This window comes from Actinophytocola sp. (genome assembly GCF_036002505.1).
GTDB lineage: Bacteria > Actinomycetota > Actinomycetes > Mycobacteriales > Pseudonocardiaceae > DASYTH01.
On record NZ_DASYTH010000411.1, the window covers coordinates 13,280 to 31,514 of the forward strand.

Consider the following 18,235-nt stretch of genomic DNA (forward strand, 5'->3'; position numbering starts at 1 on the left):
CAGGGGGATGGTGGTAGCCGTCGTCGAGCCGGAGGCGAACAACATGGGAACGCCGGACTATGCGGTGCGGGTCCGTGACGTCCGGGTGACCTACCCGCGGGGCAACGTCGAAGCCCTGCGCGGGGTCACCCTGGACGTGGCGCTCGGGGAGCGGGTGTGCCTGCTCGGGCCGAACGGAGCCGGGAAGTCCACGCTCACCCACGTCATGCTGGGGTTGTTACGACCTGACACCGGCTCCGTAGGCGTGCTCGGTTCCTCGCCGCGGGAGGCCCTGGCGGCCGGCGGGGTCGGCGCGATGCTCCAGGAGACCGGGCTGATGCGCGACGTCCGGGTCGGCGAGCTGATCCGCCTGGTCACCGGGTTGTACGGCGCGCGGCGTTCGGCCGGCGAGGTGCTGGCCGAGGTCGGCCTCGCGGACCTGGCCCGGCGGCCGGTGACGGCCCTGTCCGGGGGGCAGCGGCAGCGGCTGAAGCTCGCGCTTGCCTTGTCCGGCAAGCCTTCGCTGCTGTTCCTCGACGAGCCGACGGTGGCCCTCGACGTGGCGGCGCGGCGCTCGTTCTGGACGGTGCTGACCGAGCGGGCGAGCACGGGCGTGACGGTTCTGTTCACCACGCACTACCTGGAGGAGGCCGAGCAGTTCGCCGACCGGGTCGTGGTGCTGCGCGACGGCTCCCTCGTCGCCGACGGAACCGTGCGGGAGGTCCGCTCCAGCGCCACCGGAAGCCGGATCTCCTTCTCCACCAAGGATTCCATCGACCCCGGCCGGCTGGCCCGGCTGCCCGGCGTGCGCGAGGTGGGCACCCGCGGCGGCGGCTACGTACTGACCACTTCGGACAGTGACCTGACGCTTCCCGCGCTGTACCAGAACGTCGACGGGATACACGACCTCAGCGTGGTGTCCGCGTCGCTCGAGGACGCCGTGGTCGGGCTGCTCGGCAAGGAGGCCTCGTAATGCTCCGCTACGCCCGGGTCGACGCGCTGTGCCTGGTGCGCAGCTTCTACTTCCTGGTCTTCTCGGTAGGCTTCGCCGCCGGCTTCTACCTCATGTTCACCGTCGTCGTCCGGGACGTGCTGTCCAGCAGTCCCGAGTTCGCCCGCAACTACATGCTGGCCATGTCCGTCTCCGGCGCCTTCTTCGGCGCGTTGAACGGTGGTGGCATCCGCCTCGGCGCCGAACGCGGCGACGGCTGGACCCGCCAGGTCCTCCTCACGCCCCTCTCCGGCCCGAGCTACCTGGGAGCCAAGGCCATCACCGCCTGGCTCCTCACCCTCCCCGCCGTCCTCGTCACCTTCCTCCTCGGCGCCCTCGTCAACAACGTCACCCTTCCGCCAACCCACTGGCTCGCCGCCATAGCCACCATCTGGTTCGCCAGCCTCACCTTCGTCGCCACCGGCCTCGCCATCGGCCTCCTCGCCACCGGCGAAGCCGCCCAGTTCGCCGCCCTCGCCGTCTTCTTCCCCCTGGCCATGCTCGGCGGCCTCTGGTTCCCCATCGACTCCCTTCCGCAGCTACTCCGCCACATCGCCGACTTCCTCCCCACCCGCGCGGTCTACCAACTCGCCGAATTCGCGATCAACAATGGAACCGGCTCCGCAATAAAACCGCTACTCGTGCTCACCGTGTGGACCGCCGCCCTCACCACACTGGTGCTCAGCCGCTCCCGTCCGGCGGTGCTGGTTCGGGTCTGACCCGGAATTGTCCCAAGGCGCGCTAGAGCACCCGATTGCCTGCTGTCACAGCCGGCATACGTGGCGTAATGTCAACATTACCGATACGTATTCGAGGTGGGAGCGGCGTGCGGTGACCAGCCCTGATGCGGAGGCCCCAACGCCGGGTGCGGCTGGGAAGGAGGTGAGCAACGCAGTCGCCGGCGGGGTGACCGGGGCGAGTGTGCAGGCTGGTGCCATTCACGGCGGCGTGCATGTCCACCATGGGCACCCACCCGCGACGCCGGCCATACCGCGGCAATTGAGACCCGCGCCGCCCTATTTCACCGACCGCCGGGCCGAGTTGGCGGAGCTGGACCGGATCGCCGGCGGTGAGCCGGAGCGGAGCGGGCCGGCGCTGGCGGTCATACACGGCCCGGGCGGAGTGGGCAAGAGCGCTCTGGCGCTGCGCTGGTTGCACGGCGCGGCGGATCAGTACCCCGACGGCCAGTTGTACGTGGACCTGGGCTTGGAAAGCACCTCCGGTCCATTGTTGAGTTCCGTGCTCGGCCGCTTTCTGCGCGCGCTGGGAATGGCGGGGGAACGCGTTCCGGCCGACCTCGGCGAGGCCGCCGCGCTCTTTCGGTCGGTCACGGCGGACCGGCGGATCGCCGTACTGGTGGACAACGCCGCGTCCGCCGCACAAGTCCGGACCTTGCTGCCAGCGTCACCGCTGAGCCTGGTCGTCGTGGCGACCCGATGGCGCTTGGGTGGTCTGGTCATGGACGGCGCGAAGTTCATGGAGCTGGTGCCACTCGGCGTTCGGGCCGGAACCGAGATGCTCACGCGCACCCTGGGCGACTCGCGCGTTTCGGGGGAGCTGGACGACGTCGAAAGACTGGTCGAGCTCTGTGGCGGGCTGCCCATCGCGCTGTCGATCGCCGGGGCGCGGCTGGCGACCCGGCCACGCTGGCCGGTCGCCCGGGTGGTCCGCGACCTGGCCGACGAGCAGCGGCGGCTGTCCGCGCTGTCGGTCGAAGAGGAGATTTCGGTGCACGGCGTGTTCGACCTCTCCTACGAGGGACTCTCGGACGTCGTGTCGCGCGCCTACCGGTGGCTGGGGCTGCATCCAGGCCCCGACTTCCGCGTCGGCGCCGCCGCGGCGGCGTTGGAGACCCCCGATGAGGACGCCTCCGAACTGCTGGAAACCCTGGTGGACGCGAGCCTGCTGCACGTGACCGAGACCGAGCGTTACTACTTCCACGATTTGATCCGGCTGCACGCCCGGCAGCGCGCCGAGGACAAGGACCCGCCGGAAACTCGAACCGGGGTCGTTCAACGCATCGTCGAGCACTACCTGTCTTCCGCCGTGCTGGCGGAATGTGTGGTCAGCCCGCTGGGGTGGCGGCTGGGTCCGCCCTGCCCGCGGCGGGAAGGCCCGGCAGGCGCGGACGGCACGGGCGTGGCGGCGGCGCTGAACGGCCTGGAATCGGAGCTGCCGAATCTGATGGCGGCACTGCGGGCTGCCGTCGATCACCATTTCGACAAGCTGGTATGGCAGCTGAGCGAGGCGATGTGGTCGCTCTTTCTTTATCGCAAGCATTTTCCCGACTGGATACTCGCCTACCAGCTCGGCAGCAAGGCCGCCGGCCGCAGCGGCAATCATGCGGCGAGGTCCCGGATGCACCACCATCTGGGATTTGCTTATCACAACCTGGGCCGGGCCGAAGATGCCGTCCGCCAGGGTGACGCCGCGCTGGCCGCCGCCCAGACCGCCGGGCAGTCCCGCATGGAGTCCGAAGCACTGAACCTGATCGGCATGGCGAACCGGGCCTGCGGACGTTACGACGAGGCGATCGACGTGCTGCGAAGAGCGGTCACCCTCGACAGTCGTGCCGGCCTGCTCCGCAACGAGTCGCTCGGCCGCCGCCGGCTCGGGCAGGCATTGGGTGCGGCCGGCCGGATCGACGAAGCCGTCGACGAGCTCAGCCTTGCCCGGCAGCAGGCCGCGGCGCTGCCCGACGCCCACGTCGAGGCCAACACCACGGTCTGGCTCGCCGACGCGCTGACCCGGGCCGGTCGCGCCGCCGAGGCCCTCGACCTGGCCACGGAGGCGTGGGCGACGCTGCGCGAGTCCGGGTCGAACCAGTACCGCGCGCACGTCCTGATGATCTGGGGTGAAGCCGCGGAGCGCCTCGACGATCTCACCACCGCGCGGGACCGCCTCACCCAGGCCCGGAACCTCTTCCGGGACCTCGGTCTACCGCATGTGGCCCGGGCGCAGGGACTGCTCGACCGCGTCGAGGCCCGGCTGTCCGGCTCATCGTGACCGGTACCGGGCAGCCAGGAGGTCGGGCAGGCGGTGGCCACCAGCAAGCCAGGGATAGAGACACACCGCACACAACGCGTCAGCCGTCACCAGGACGCGGTCCGCGTGCGTGCAGAACACAGTGCCGTCCCGGCCCGCGAGCACCCCGACGAGCGGGCGACCAGGCAGACCGGCAAGCCGCTCGGCGACGTTCAGCGCCTCGTGCACTGTTTCCTGGCGGCGGCCGAGCACGACGTCCGCGCTCTGCTGCCACCACCCGGTCGCCGGTTCGGTGGCGACGAGGAACCGATCGGCGACCGCACAAGGACATTGGATGAGCGGCATGGGTTGCGTACTCCACACCCACACGGCGCCACCGGCCGTAGCTTCGCTGTGCTGAACGCATCTGGCCAGCGTCCCGCCGGTAACCGACGGGCACCCGTTCAGCTCACGCAGAATTCGGTGCTGGCACGGCAGGTCGCTCATCGCGGCTCACCGGAACCTGTGATCGGCCTCGGTAGTGGCACCGGAGAAACGGGCAATGCTCGGACCGGCTCGTCAAGGTTGAGCAGGCGATACATCGTCCGGCGAAGAATGAGACCAGCCTCCCCAGGACGGGACGTGATCCGTTGCGGGATCGAATCCTGCCACGAACAGTCATGCACAGAAGCCATTGCGCGGATCTGGCCGGCCATCGGTTTGTCGGGCCGCAACCGCGGCGCGCACCTGCGCAGGGCGTCGGCCACCGAGCCGGACCGGATTTCCCGCTCGGGACAGGCGGCGAGCGCAACCGGCACACCGATCGCCGCACCGTAGCGGGTAACCGACCCGTGGTCTCCTATGAGCAGGTCCGAGGCGACGAGGGCGGCACGCCACCCTTCCTCCGGCGGCATGAGCAGCAGCCCGGCCCGCAGGGAGTCGGCCAGCCAGGCCCGCACCTGCCATTCGCCGTGCACGTTCCAGATGTTGGGATGCAGGATCGCCGCCACCCGGTATTCCTTGGCGGGCAACGCGTTCAGCAGCCGGTCCAGCAACTCCGGATGCCGGCCGAGGGTGGACTCCGGCTGCCAGGTCGAGGCGACCGTCACCAGCTTCTGCGTTTCCCCCACGCTCAGCGCACGCCGGTACTGGGCCCGAAACGGGACGCTCGCGACGATGCGGTCGTAACAGATGTCTCCCGCCACGACCGCCGCCGGAAGCGCTTGCGGGCACGATGTACGCAGGACCGCAAGCTCGTCATCATGGCTCAGCACCAACGCCGACACCACCAACCTGCCCCGGCACATCAGCGTCGCGCGATCCAGGTTGTGGGTAGGCTCCGCGTCGGGCCCGGCACTGCGCGCCCGCAGCAACGTCCGGACCGCGCCGGAACCATGCGGAATCAACATCACCCTGCCATGGAGTTGATCCACGCCGACCGGGCTCGCCGCCAACACGAGGTCGAACTCGTACTGCAACGCCTGATGCCACGGCAACACCAGTGCACCGTACGATCGCAGGAACTCTTCCACACCGTGGCACATCGCGCCGCCCGGCGCCGGTGCCACCGTGAACACCACCTGCACCCGATGGTCCGCCTCCAGCAACGGAAGCACATCCATCAACCGAGTTCCGGCGACGACGAACGGCACCACGACCAGCACCGTTCGAGCCCCCAGCCGCAACACCCGGTCCGCGGCGCCCATCCCGACCGGCCCGTTCACCCACGACAAACCCAGCATCACACCACCTCCCCGACCGGTCCAGCATGCCGCCGATGACTGGACGGGAACCGGTCTGCGCTCATGACAGTCCACCTCGACTAGACGAAGTGGACTCTCTGTCATGACGCGACAACCCCGTGGAATCACTCGACTTTCGCTCAGTTATTCCAGTGATCAGGGCTGGAAACGATCCGCGTCGAGCGATCGGGCCATATCCTGGCCATTTGTCGGACCGGACTTTCAATGCGCTTTCGGCGGGCTGGACAACGGCCAGTCGGCTACTCCAAATGCGCTACCGCAGGTTACAAGGTGGTCTCGGTAAGTCATAGGTCACGGTTTGATCAAGACCTCGTGCCGGACACTCGGAAGGTCCTCTTCTGTCCGGCCAGGGGAGCTGCTGGTGGACACCGCGTTTGGCATCCTGGGGCGAACGGCGTTACGCATTGACGGCAGGATCGAGGAGGGCTGGGGAGCACCCCGGGAACGTGCGGTTCTGGCTACCTTGCTGATCCGGCCGGGCCGGCCCATGCCGATCGGCACGCTCATCGAATGGGTGTGGCCGGAAGAAACCTCGCCGCCCCGAAATCCCGTGCCCACCTTCCACACCTACGCCACGCGTATCCGCCGGTCGCTGGAGCGGGTGGGCGTGCCGGTCGTCCTGGTCGGCGAGGACGGCAGCTACCGGCTCGAGATGGACCCGACCGAGGTTGACCTGCATCGCTTCCGGAGCCTCATGTCCGACGCCCGGTCCGAACTGCGGCGCGGGCGAGTCCCCCAGACGATCGTGCTCGCCACGGAGGCGGTCCGGTTATGGCGCGGGCGCCCGGTCGACGACCTGTCCAGCGAGCGGGCCCAAGCCTGGCGTACCCACCTCGTCCACGATGAATGGATCCCGGCAAACACCGTTCTGCTCGAGGCAATGCTCGCCGCCGGCGAGTTCAACGAGGCCCTCACCCGGCTCAACGACCTGCAGGCCGACCACGCGCACGATCTCAGCCTGGCCAAACTCCGCATGTCGGCCCTGCGCGGTCTGGCCCGTTCGTCGGAAGCCGACGCCTACTATTTCAGCATCCGGCGCCGCCTGCTCGCGGATGGCGACGAGCAGGCGGCGGATCACCTACGCCGGTACCACGAAAATCTCCGGTTCAGGGCCGGTGAAACGCATTCCGCCCCGCGGGTCGAGCCGACCACCCGGCCACGCCAGCTGCTCCATGACATCGCCGATTTTGTCGGCCGAACCGATCTGCTCCGGGCCCTGGACACGGCGACGACAAAACCTCCCGGCGAGCCCGCCGGCGGAGTCGTGATCCTCGACGGTATGGCCGGCGTCGGCAAGACCGCTCTTGCGGTCCATTGGGGTCACCTGGCCCGCCACCGCTTCCCGGACGGCGATTTCTTCTTCAACCTCAACGGTTTCGCCGACAGCGCCCCGGTTCAGCCGTCCAAAGTGGTCGATGACATGCTCATCGCGTTGGGCCATCCGCCGGATCGCAGCCTCGACCCGCGCTCGCGGGAACTGCTGCTGAGCCGCCTGCTCGCGAACCGGCGCACGCTGCTGGTGCTCGACAACGCACGCGGCACGGCCCAGGTGAGGGACCTGATCGCACTGCTGCCCAGCTGCCTGATTCTGGTCACGTCCAGACAGCGACTCACCACCCTGAGCGCGACGACCGGGGCGCGCCGGGTGCGGGTGGAACCCATGGCTCCGGCCGAGGCCACCGACCTCCTGCAAGCCCGTCTCGGCGAGCACCGCCAGGTCAAACACCACGATCTGGCCCGGCTGGTACAACTGTGCGGCGGTCTACCGCTACTGATCAACGTCCTCGCCGACCACATCGCCACCTCGGCACCCACCGAGCTCACCGGGTTCGCCCGGCACCTGGACCGCCGGCAACTGATCGCTCGCCTCGGCGAGGACGGCGACGGCTCGGCCGCGGCGGACTCCGTCCTCGGCTGGTCCTACCGACGCCTCGACAAACCCGAACAACGCCTCTTCCGCCTCCTCAGCCTGCATACCGGCCCCGAAATCGGCGTCGACGTCGCCATCGCCTGCGACGGCCGCACCCCCGCCGAAACCAAACGCAGCTTCGGCGTCCTGGCCGGCGCCCACCTCCTCGAACGCCCCCTGATCCTCGACCGCTACCGCTTCCACGACATCCTCCGCGAACTCGCCGCCCACTACGCCGCACTCGACGAAACCCCCGAATCCCGGGCGACTGCGGAACGGCGAATACTGACGTTCTACCTCCGCTCGGCCACCGCAGCCAATCGCGTTCTGTACCCCTATCGCATCAACCCGACGGAGTTCCCGGTCGAGGAGGGTGTCGAGCCGGTCATTTTCACCGGCATCGCCGAAGCAAAGTCATTCTTCAACGAGGAGCGGACCAACCTGACCGCCGCGGTGTCCTTCGCCGGTGCCCGGGGGCATCATGAGTACGCCTGGCGGCTGACCGACAATCTGACATCCTTCTTCGACCGGCACGGCTACTTCGAAGACAGCGTCGCGGTGCGCAAGGTCGCCGTTTCCTCGGCGCGGGCGGCCGGGCACCGCGATGGCGAGACGTCGTCCCTCGAAGGACTGGGCATGGTGTACGTGACGCTCGGCGACCACGTCCATGCCCAGGAGTGCTTTGACACCGGGCTCCGGCTCGCCGTGGAGGACCGGAACGAGCAGGCCCAGGCGACAACCCTGCATCACCTCGGCCGTCTGGAAATGCTTCGTGGCAATCCCACCGGAGCGGTCGACATGTACCGGCGATCTCTGGACGTCGCCCGGCGCATCGACGACCAGACCGGCCAATGCTGGACCCATTGCCGGGTCGGCGAGGCCCTGCGCAGCCTCGACCAGCATGACCAGGCACTGGTACACCTTTTTCAGGCACAGTGGTTTGCGCAGCGCATCGGCGAGCAGACGGCGCAGGCGACGAGCATGGCCACCATCGGTTCCATTTATCTCGACCGAGGAGACCACCGCGCCGCCCTGGCACACGCCGAGGAGGCCCTGAAACTCGCCGAGGCCATCCCGGACCTCGCCTGCACCGTGCACGCCTGCACAATTCTCGCCGAGGTCACCAGGGAATATGGCAACCTCGCTGCGGCCGCCGGGTATGCGATCCACGCGATTGACATCTGCGAGCGCACCAATAACGCTTCCGCCGAAGCCCGTTCACGCGAGGTCCTGGGAACCGTCCGATTTGCGAACGGCAGCGTTTCGGACGCGGTCTCCGTTTGGCGGCATGCGGCGGATTTGTACGACCGTACCGGAAATACGGCCCGCGCCGCCCTGCTTCGCGCCAAGATCGAGAAAACTCCCAACGGCGGTATCGACCTGCCCGCCGCGCGCCCGGCTTCGCCATCACCTGATCCGGCGAGCGATGCCACCAGGCCAGGGTCCGAGGACACGTCCCCCTGACGTGATTGGTCCAGTAGGGTGAGCCGAAGGCTCCGGACAGGGGACGTCAGTGGGTCCTCACCTGCGTGCCAGTCGGTCTAGCCGCCGTGGCAAGATGTCGGCGTGGAGGCAAGCCCGGGGACATTGACACTATCACTGATGACTGCGTGTCAACGTTGAACCGGTCTCGCAACCTGTGCCACTATGCGCTGTCCCACCGGCAATCGGGCACACCCCGCCTTCCGGAGCCCAAAGGAGAGTCCTTGCGAAAGAAAGTCATAGCCGTCGCGCTCACCCTCGCATGCTTATTGATGCATGACTACAACAGGCCTGCCCACTCGGACTCCAGATCTGAGTCTACCGCCGCCGCGGTACAGGCCTCGGTGTGAACGCAATGAGGTCTTTGACGAATTGGGATCGACTGATTCCGAACATCGTGGCCATCTCGTGGACAACAGCCCACTCCAGATGAGCAACCCCCGATCCACGCGGATCCTCGACGAGCCGTTTACGAGCCCACCTCCGTAACGGAAGAAGTCTTTTTTGTTTGTCGTGCAGCACCGCGTGGAGGTCAATTTGCAATCCAGTAGTCCGCAAGTCGACCTCTGCGCGCTGCATACTCCATTGCAGCAAGTCTGGCGCAGATACTCCCATAGCCCGGCAAATTTCTACAAAGCGCCTTATTGTGCATTGAATTGTGCCGCGCTCATACCCGGCTAACGTTTGTGAGTGGATTTCCTCAGGCAGCCTAGAAATTAGCTCTGTGCGCGTCCACCCAGCTATGTCCCGAGCCCGTCGCAGCTCCTCTCCGATCGCCTTTGCGATCTCGGCATCGCCTGCCTCCACATGATCGACATCCACTAAGCGACCCCTCCTCACAGTTGAACCGCAACCGGGCAAGGTCACTGACGTACATATGAGAGACACCCTCAAGTGTTTCGCCATGACGCGTGAAAACGCGGATTTCTAACCGGCCGCCGTCCATCGCCCACCCCGACCCCGAGGACACGAACAACCTGTGATACTGCCGAGCAAGTGGTGCTGGAGGCAACCCCCCGGCCACCCGCGCTAGGCGCTGAGAAACGGCACGACCACTTCGGCGAAGCTGTCGGGGTGCTCGCTGTGGATACGGTGGCCGACGTCGACGAGTGCTACGCGGGCGTTGGGGAGGACCATGGCCATCTCGTCGATGCGGTCCTGCGACACGTGGCTCGACGGGCCGCCCTTGAGCAGCAGGCTGGGCCCGGGGAACGATGCGAGCCGGGACCACCACAGCGGATCCGGGGTGCGGACCTGGCGGACGACGGTTCGGACCACGGCCCAGTCGAAGTCCACCGGCTCGGGCGGTCGGCGGGCGGCTCCGGCCAGCCGTCGTCGAACGGAACGTGTGGCGGTGGTGGGGCGTCCTCGATGACCAGCCGGCGGACCCGCCCAGGGTGCTGCCCGACGACGAGCGAGGCGACCGCGCCACCCATGGAGTGCCCGACGAGATCGACCAGCGACAGGCCGCGGGCGTCGAGGAAATTGATGACGTCGTCGACCATGAGCTGAAGGTGGTACGACGCTGTCCGCGAGCTCACCCCATGGCCGCGGAGGTCGAGGGCGATGGAGTGGCGGCCGGCGGAGGCGAGGGCGGCGGCGAAGTGGTCCCAGGTGGCGGATGAGCTGCCGAGGGCGTGCAGGAGGACCACGGGGAGGTCCTCCGGCACGCCGGCCTCGCGGTAGCCGAGCGTCACGCCGTCGAGATCAACGGTGCGAACGGTCACGACGCCAAGCTACCGGCTACTTCTTCTCGAACAGTTCGATCTCGGTGATGGCGAGGTTGGGTCCCTTCACCGACTGGTAAAACTCGACCACGTGGATTTCGACGCTGGACGCGCCTTCGCCGTTTTTGATGTCGTACTGGTTCGGGTCGGGATTGTCGAGGAGGTCGATGTCGCTGGTCTTGCCGGTGTTGAACACCAGGTGCAGCTTCCGGCCGCGGTGATTTGCCTGGAAGTCGTCGTTGGCGCCGTTGCGGATGATCGTGCGGGAGAGGTCGACGTTGCGGCCGAAGCTGAGCACGATCACCGGCTGCTGGGGGCCGTTGACCGGGGCGAGCCAGTAGGTGTTGCTGAAGCCGTCGACCGCTCTGTCGCAGCCGTGCTCGGGCGGGACCTGGGCGGGGCACTTGAAGTCGCCCTTGGTCGGCGACACCGGCGCGTACTGGGGGAAGATCAGCACCTCGACCTGGTGCTTCGCCGCGTTGAACTGCTTGTTGACGATTCCGCGGAACGGCGCCCACACGGCGTAGAGGATGCCGCCGACCAGCACCGCCACCGTGACCACCCGGCGCACGATCTTGAATGTGGTGCTGACCGCCGTGCCGACCGCGCTCTTGCCGCCCCGGCCGCGGCGCTTGGGCCGCTCGCCGGACTTGCGCTGTTTTGGGCCACCGCGTGGTAGGAGCTTGCGCCACCACGGCGTCTTGACCACCTCGGCCTCTTGCAGCGAGGCACCGCAGCGGCTGCAGAACTTCCGGGTCGGCTGGTTGCCCTCGCCGCAGTCACCGCAGATCAGGTCGCCCGGCTTCAGCCGGCGCGACGGCGGCTGCCGGCGGACGGCGGCCACCTTCTTCTGCGGCTCCTGGGGGATGACCGCGTCCGGCTGCGGCTTCGCCAGCGCCGAGCCCGCGACCGGGACGATCAGCTCCTTGGCCTCACCCTCGGTCGGCTTGGCCGGAGTTTGCGGCAACGCGGGCGGACCCGACGCCCCCGGTGGCTTGGCCGGCGGGCCGGGAGGTGCGGGCGGGACCAGTGCGGTCGGCGGTCCCGGTGGTTTGGTGGGTAGGCCGGGGGGCGGCAATGACGGTGGACCGGACGCGGCGGGCGGTTTGGGCGCCGGTGGGGCGGGAGGCTGGGGCAACGCCGGTGGCCCAGAGCTCCCTGCCGCGGGTGGCGCCGGTGGCCCGGCTGGCGGACCAGGCGGCCTCGGCGGCGCCCCCGGCGGCGCCGGAGGCGGACCGGCGCTCGCACCCGGAGGCGCGGGCGGCTTCGGCGGTCCAGGCGGCGGTGGCGCACCGGGCGGCCGGGGCGGACCCGCGGCACCCGGGGGACCGGGTGGGGCACCGGGCGGCCTCGGCGGACCGGGCGGGGCGCCCGGCGGTTTCGGCGGTCCAGGCGGACCGGCGGCACCGGACGGCCGGGGCGGGCCGGCACCGGGCGGACCGCCGGCACCGGGCAAACCCGGGCGGGCGGCACCGGGCGGACCGGCGGCACCTGGCAGACCTGGCCGGGCCGGGGTGGCCGCGGGCGGGACCGGATCCCGGTCGCCGACGTCCATGTAGATCACGGACTGGATCCGGGAGAAGAAGCCGCGCTTCTGCGGCGGCTCCTCTTCCTCCGCCTCGACCACCGGCACCGCGACCGGCTTCAGCTTTTCCCCTGTCCACTCCAGGAACGCCCCGCACGATCCGCAGAACGCGTCGGTCTCCCTGTTGTGGAAGCCGCAACTTTTACAAACGATCACGGCCGATCCACCTCCACTCTGTGCACGACGTGCGCCGGCTTGGCCGCCGCCACCGCCGCGTCGACAAGATCCATCGGCACGGTGGACGGGTCGTGGACCCGAATCCGCACCGCGAGCCGGGGGCTGGACACCCCGGGCAGCTCCGCGTTCGGGCTCTTGGACCACCCGACCCCGCCACTGTCCGCGACTTCCACCCGCCCACCGGTCAGCACCTGTAGGTTCGCTCGCAGACCGGCAACCGTTCCACGCATGCGGTACATCTCCACGGCGGTGGCCAGAACCGCGCGGCGGCGCTCGATCGGCCAGCCCTCCTCCATGTGGATGCCCACCCAGCCGGCCATCCAGTTCAGGAAGTCCTCCGGTGCGACATGCGGGTCGAAATAGTCGACCAGACAGTCCAAGGTGGCCAGAATCGGCGCGAGCACGTCGTCGAAGCCGCCCATGAACCGCCCGGTGAACGGATCCTCCTGGTACACCGCGGGCAGCAGGTCGATGAACGGGGCGGCGCTCGCCAGGCCCGGTACCAAACCGCGCATCAGTGGTCCTCCACCCGGACGTGGTGCTCGTAGCTGAAGATCAGACTGTGCGGGTCGACGTCGAGCCGCTGGGCCTCCTCGCCGCGCTCGCCGGTGACCGGGTTCGCCCCGAACAGCCGCACGTCCTCGACCAGGTCGACGCCGCGAACCCGTTGCAGCAGCGCGTAGACGTCGCCGGCCTGCACCGGACGCCCGAACGGCCAGCCCTTTCCGTCCGGCCCGCCGCTGATCGGGTTGAGGTGCTTGTACAGCGCCTCGAGCGCGTCCGCCCGCACCCGCGCGGTGTCCAGCCGCGGCCGGGCGATCACCCGGGCCACCACGGTGACGCCGCGGTACTTCGGTGGGGACACCAGCACCCGGGTGCCGATCAGCCGCACCTCGTCCAGCCGCTCGCTGATCCGGGCCAGGGTTTCCTCCCCCGGCACCAACTCGGCGAAGTCGATCTTGCCGGCGACCTGGGCCGCGGCCGGCACGATCAGCACCCGCACCGCGCCGGCGTCCACGTCGTCGTCGCCGGCGGTAACGCAGCGGACCCGGGCCACGTCCGGCGCGGCCTCCTGGGTGATCGCCTCGTAGTCCTCCGCGGTGACCGCACGGCTGCGGGTGCGCAGCAGGATGGGGCCGCGGGACTTGGCCTCCTCGACGGTCTCCCCGTCCACGCCACCCCACGCCCCGTCCAGGTTCTCCACCCGCGCCACGAACGGGATCGACGACTTCAGCGTCTGGATCGTGCCCTTGCCGACGTTGCCCACCCGGCCGCCGCCGGTGGCGTAGCGCCGCAACCGGATCGTGCTGCCGTACTCGGGAACCGCGCCGTACTGCCGGGTGCCGCCGTCCTCCTCGCGGATGACCGGTCCAAAGGAGATGGTGCCGGACTCACCGTCCAAAATGTAGTGCCGGTCGTTCGGGCTGCTGCCGGCGAAGTGCTGCACCGAGGTCCACTCGACCCAGCCGCCCTCCGAGGTGGTCTCCAGCATCGCCGCGCCGGCCCCGATCACCACCGGTCGGCGCAGGGTGGTGAACTCCTGCCCCGGCACGCCTTCGGAAAGGCCCAGCACCTCCTCGTTGACGATCTCGCAGTGATCGCACTCGACGGTGCCGCCGATCGTGCTCGCGGACAGGCCGGTGATCACCGGGGAGGCGTTGTACTTCGGGAAGTCCGCGTCGACCTCGATCACCCGGGCGCGCAGCCAGCCGGCCCGCTCGCCGCCGAGCACCGAGGCGTCGTGGTCGGCCGGCATGTGCACGTGGATCTCGCCGTTGGCGTTGAGCGCGCCGGTGCCGTCGTGGCTGACCCGGCACTTCTTCCATTCCTTGCCGTTCCACGCCTCCCAGACCAGCGGCGGGTGGTCCGGATGGACGCCGACACCCTCGACCCGGCAGTGCACGTCCAGCCGCACCACGCAGTTCGGCACGGCGGTGGACAGGCCCACCAGCAGCGTGTCCCCCACCGCCGGCAGCTCGGCGAACGCCGGGAACGGCTGGTTCATCTTCAGCTCGTCGGTGCGGTCGTCGACGGAATCCTCCTGGGCGCCCTGGGTGGCGACCCGGTCCAGCACGCACGGGATGATCTGCATGTCCTGGTTCGTGCTGAACACGATGGATTCGTCGGTCTCGGTGCGCATCGTGGCCACCGACGTGCCGGCCGGGATGCCGACCGAGGTGATCGCCGGGGCGGAGAGCCAGAACGTCACGTCGACCTGCGCGGGCGTGGCCGGGATCAGCCGCAGCCCGATCAGCTCCAGGAACTTGACGTACAGCCGGTCCGGCACCTGGTTGAGCCGGAACAGCAGCTGGTCGGTCATGAACGCGAACGTCTCGATCAGCGTCACGCCCGGGTCGGACACGTTGTGGTCCGTCCACTCCGGACAGCGGCGCATCACCATCCGCTTGGCGTCGTCGACCAGATCCTGGAACCGCCGGTCGTCCAGGTTGGGAGTGGGCAGCGCCATCAGTAGTCACTCCCGTCGTCGGGGATCGTGTAGAACGGGAAAACCAGGTTGCGGCGGTCGTTGGTGTCCTTCACCACGTACTGGATATCGATGTAAAGCGCGCCTTCGTCACTGGGATCCGGGATAACGAGCACCGCCTCGATGTTCACCCGCGGCTCCCAGCGCAGCAGGGCGTTGCGCACCTCGTGCGAAAGCTCGGCGATGGTCTCGATGTTGACCGGCCGGAACACGAAGTCGCGGATGCGGCTGCCGAACTCGGGCCGCATCGGGCGCTCGCCCGGATAGGTCGACAGGATCAGGCGCATCGCCTGCTCCAGCTCGACCTCCCGGCGGACGAGGGCGATCCCGCCCTGCGGCCCGACGCCGAGTGGAAACGCCCACCCGGCGCCGATGAAGTCCTGCGTCATCGTGATCCCATCCCTACAGCGAACTAGTTGAGCTTGAGCATGGAGCCCTTGACCTCGGTGATCGCCGAGCTCTCGATCTTCACGCCGAGCTTGCCGTTCAGCTCCAGCTGGCCGTCCGTCGTGATCTTCAGCCCGCCGGCCCCCGCCTTGATCTCGATCGCGCCCATGCCGGGGCACTCGATGGTCAGCGTGCCGTTGGGCGACTTGCTCACCGGCGGCGCCGGGTTGCAGGTCAGGCTCACCGTGCCGCCGGCCTGATCGATCTTCAGCGCGAGCTTGTCGTCCTTGGTGCCCAGCACGATCTCGGACTTGTTGGGCGGCAACGATCCCGGCGGGCCGGGCGGCAGGTCGTCGGTGAACTTCAACCGGTTCCCGCCGGACGTGGCGATGCCGCGCTCCACCACGTTCCCGCCACCGTCCACCGCGGTCGCCAGGTGCCCGAAGTCGGAGTTGTCGTTGATCAGCCCGCCGAGCACGTACGGCCGGCGCGGATCACCGAACTCGAAGCCGATCAGCACCTCGTCGCCGACCTCCGGCGGGTACAGGGTGCCGCTGCGGGACCCGGCCCCGGGGTAGGCCACCCGCGCCCAGTCCGACTCGTAGTTCGACGACAGCCAGGGCAGCGCGACCTTGACCTTCCCCTTCTTGTCCGGGTCCTTGATGTTGGTGACCACGCCGCAGACCAGCCCGTTGATCGTGGCGGACGAGCCCGGGCCGGCCCCGCCGGTCAACCCGAGCAGCGAGCGGTCCTGCCGGCCGCTGACCCAGAACTTCGTGTGGTAGCCCCGTTCCTCGGGGTCGAACACGTGCCGGGCGTTGGTCACCACCCATTTGCCGGCGAACTGCTCGGGCACGCCGGCGATCTCCACCTCGGCCCCGGCCTGGATCTTGGGGTCACCCAGCGCGTCGCCCTCGGCCTCGGCGAAGGTGCTGGAGATGTGATCGGCCAGGCCCTTCGCGGCCTCCTCGGCGGCGTTGTCCGCGGCCGAGCCGATCCCGAGCGGGCGGTCCACCACGACGTAGGCGGTGTTGCTCGAGGCGGTGCCCAGGTCGATCTTCGGCAGACCCGGGATCTGGGGAATCGAGGGCAGCTTCGGGATCGGGATCAGCCCGTCGGTGAACGAGTTGGCCAGATCCGCCGGCTCCTGGTCCTTGATCGTCGCGGTGCCGGTCGCGGCGTCCGCCGTGGCCACCGCCACCCGCGCGCCCTTCGGATCCCACACCCGCACCTCGACGTCCGGGGTGATGTTCGCCGCGGAGATCCGCGGCAGGAACGTCAGCAGGTTGTCCTTGAACGTCAGCTTGTCGCTCAGCCCCAGAAAACTCGCCGCGGCGGAGGCGACGGCCCCGAGCGCACCACCGAGTCCGCCGCCGTCCTTGCGGCCGGATGCCTTGCGGAAGAAGAACTCCCCGCCGACGACCCCGGTCTCGAAGCCGATCTCCCTGGCCCGCTGGGTGAGGAAGTCCCAGTCGGTCTGGGAAACCTGCGCGATGTGGTCGTGGGTGGTCTTCGTCTGCTCGATCGTGCCGATCTTCAGCCCGGCGTCCTTGGCCACCTTCTCGGCGATGTCGGAGTCCTTCATGTTCACGAACGTCCGGGTGCGCTTGGCCCGCTGCAGCCGGTGCGCCTTCTCGTAGCCGCGCACCACCGAGAAGATCAGGCCCTCCTGGCAGATCGCCTCGATCGAGGTGATCTCGCCCTTGATCAGCGACGTGGTGCTGTCCTCGTCCGCCCGGCCGGCCTTGATCTCGATCACCGTGCCGATGGTCAGGCCGGCGTCCTTGATCAGGGTGCCTTCCTCGTCGGTGAACGTGAGCTCGAACATGTCCGGCAGGTGCAGGTGGGTGTCCACCACCCCGCGGACCAGGTTCGGCGTGACCGTGGGCGAGAGCGGCAGGCCGATCGGGTAGCCCACCTTGATCGACGGCCAGACCACCGCGGTCCGGTCGCCGCCGCCGAGCAACCCGCCCATCAGGCGGTCCCGTTCGTGAGCTCGTCCGCGTTGGGCAGGTAGACCGTCTGGCCGGGACGAATCCGGGCCGGGTCCTGGATCCGGTTGACCTCGGCGATCTTGCGCCACAGGGCCGGCGTGCCGTAGTTGGTCATGGCGATGGACTGCAGGGACTCGCCGTCCCCGACGACGTGCCGGCGCCGGCCGATCAGCCCGCCGGAGGTCGGGTTCTGCGGCAGGCTGCCGAGCAGGGTCGGCACCTCGAGCATGGTCAGGCCGACCTCGGCCCGGATCGGGATTCCCGCTGCGGTGAACCGCTTGTACGTGATCGTGCAGCCGGTCAGCTTGACCGAGTACATGAAGCCGACCATCGGCGGGCCCCACTGGAAGGTCAGCTCCGGCGGCTGGGTCTTCAGGTTCGACCCGGTGATGGCCTTGAGCAACTGGCCGAGGAAGCCGGCGTCCGGGGCCACCCAGGTGAGCAGCGTGTCGCAGCGCAGCTTCGTGTCCCAGCCCTCGAACGTCGTCTTGAGGGTGATCTTCGAGCCGTTCGGCACCTTCTTCGTGCTGTTGTTGGAGCCGTTCGCGCCCGGCCGCGCCGCGGTGGACGTGCTGCTCGACCGGTTGAACGCCATCTCCGACGGGTTGAAGTCGAAGATCACCAACCCGACGTTCGGCAGCGTCGTGCAGCGCAGTGAGGCGGGCACCTTGGCCCCGGCCAGCGCCGCGATCCCGATCCCGGCGCCGATCGCCAGGTTCGCACCCATGCCGACCGCTGCGCCAACTCCGATGCTCATCGCGGCACTCCTCGTTCTCTAGTCCACAATGGACT

14 protein-coding genes and 1 pseudogene are annotated in these 18,235 nt (G+C 68.8%); 4 read left to right on the forward strand and 11 right to left on the reverse strand.

The features are described 5' to 3' along the window. The first annotated feature begins 7 nt into the window (after positions 1 to 7). From VGR06_RS36475 to VGR06_RS36485, 3 genes are all read left to right on the forward strand, one after another. Entirely contained in the window at positions 8 to 952 is a 945-nt protein-coding gene (locus VGR06_RS36475; protein WP_327563776.1) for an ABC transporter ATP-binding protein, read from the forward strand. Next, on the forward strand, positions 952 to 1,689 hold the full coding sequence (locus tag VGR06_RS36480; protein ID WP_327563777.1) for an ABC transporter permease: 738 nt from the start codon (positions 952 to 954) through the stop codon (positions 1,687 to 1,689). The genes VGR06_RS36475 and VGR06_RS36480 overlap by 1 nt, the downstream gene beginning before the upstream one ends. 163 nt (positions 1,690 to 1,852) lie before the next feature. Next, the gene (locus VGR06_RS36485) at positions 1,853 to 3,976 is read left to right on the forward strand and encodes a tetratricopeptide repeat protein (protein WP_327563778.1); all 2,124 of its coding nucleotides are present in this window, start codon (positions 1,853 to 1,855) and stop codon (positions 3,974 to 3,976) included. Here the strand turns inward: VGR06_RS36485 and VGR06_RS36490 are convergent. Further along, positions 3,968 to 4,300 (reverse strand): hypothetical protein, encoded by a 333-nt coding sequence (locus VGR06_RS36490; protein ID WP_327563779.1) that lies wholly within the window; start codon positions 4,298 to 4,300, stop codon positions 3,968 to 3,970. The genes VGR06_RS36485 and VGR06_RS36490 overlap by 9 nt on opposite strands. A 137-nt stretch (positions 4,301 to 4,437) precedes the next feature. Further along, the gene (locus tag VGR06_RS36495) at positions 4,438 to 5,589 is read right to left on the reverse strand and encodes a hypothetical protein (RefSeq protein ID WP_327563780.1); all 1,152 of its coding nucleotides are present in this window, start codon (positions 5,587 to 5,589) and stop codon (positions 4,438 to 4,440) included. Positions 5,590 to 6,184: 595 nt separating this feature from the next. Here VGR06_RS36495 and VGR06_RS36500 point away from each other — a divergent pair. Beyond that, complete coding sequence (locus tag VGR06_RS36500) at positions 6,185 to 9,070, forward strand: ATP-binding protein (RefSeq protein WP_327563781.1); 2,886 nt, start codon at positions 6,185 to 6,187, stop codon at positions 9,068 to 9,070. 336 nt (positions 9,071 to 9,406) lie between these two features. On the opposite strand, the gene VGR06_RS44160 is transcribed toward VGR06_RS36500, so the two are convergent. From VGR06_RS44160 to VGR06_RS36540, 9 genes and pseudogenes are all read right to left on the reverse strand, one after another. Next, entirely contained in the window at positions 9,407 to 9,994 is a 588-nt protein-coding gene (locus VGR06_RS44160) for a helix-turn-helix domain-containing protein (protein WP_414637399.1), read from the reverse strand. 123 nt (positions 9,995 to 10,117) lie between these two features. Beyond that, the gene (locus VGR06_RS36505; protein WP_327563806.1) at positions 10,118 to 10,384 is read right to left on the reverse strand and encodes a hypothetical protein; all 267 of its coding nucleotides are present in this window, start codon (positions 10,382 to 10,384) and stop codon (positions 10,118 to 10,120) included. 29 nt (positions 10,385 to 10,413) lie between these two features. Then, positions 10,414 to 10,815 (reverse strand): annotated as a pseudogene (locus VGR06_RS36510) (alpha/beta fold hydrolase); the annotation flags it as partial. A gap of 16 nt (positions 10,816 to 10,831) precedes the next feature. After that, positions 10,832 to 12,556 (reverse strand): NADase-type glycan-binding domain-containing protein, encoded by a 1,725-nt coding sequence (locus VGR06_RS36515; protein WP_327563782.1) that lies wholly within the window; start codon positions 12,554 to 12,556, stop codon positions 10,832 to 10,834. Beyond that, complete coding sequence (locus VGR06_RS36520) at positions 12,553 to 13,092, reverse strand: phage tail protein (protein WP_327563783.1); 540 nt, start codon at positions 13,090 to 13,092, stop codon at positions 12,553 to 12,555. Before VGR06_RS36520 ends, VGR06_RS36515 begins: the two co-directional genes overlap by 4 nt. Further along, on the reverse strand, positions 13,092 to 15,044 hold the full coding sequence (locus tag VGR06_RS36525) for a putative baseplate assembly protein (protein WP_327563784.1): 1,953 nt from the start codon (positions 15,042 to 15,044) through the stop codon (positions 13,092 to 13,094). The genes VGR06_RS36520 and VGR06_RS36525 overlap by 1 nt, the downstream gene beginning before the upstream one ends. Continuing rightward, positions 15,044 to 15,451 (reverse strand): GPW/gp25 family protein, encoded by a 408-nt coding sequence (locus VGR06_RS36530; protein WP_327563785.1) that lies wholly within the window; start codon positions 15,449 to 15,451, stop codon positions 15,044 to 15,046. The genes VGR06_RS36525 and VGR06_RS36530 overlap by 1 nt, the downstream gene beginning before the upstream one ends. Before the next feature lie 23 nt (positions 15,452 to 15,474). Further along, on the reverse strand, positions 15,475 to 17,424 hold the full coding sequence (locus VGR06_RS36535; RefSeq protein WP_327563786.1) for a phage baseplate assembly protein V: 1,950 nt from the start codon (positions 17,422 to 17,424) through the stop codon (positions 15,475 to 15,477). Beyond that, positions 17,424 to 18,200, reverse strand: coding sequence for a LysM peptidoglycan-binding domain-containing protein (locus tag VGR06_RS36540; RefSeq protein ID WP_327563787.1), 777 nt, complete (start codon positions 18,198 to 18,200; stop codon positions 17,424 to 17,426). Before VGR06_RS36540 ends, VGR06_RS36535 begins: the two co-directional genes overlap by 1 nt. Positions 18,201 to 18,235: the final 35 nt, after the last annotated feature.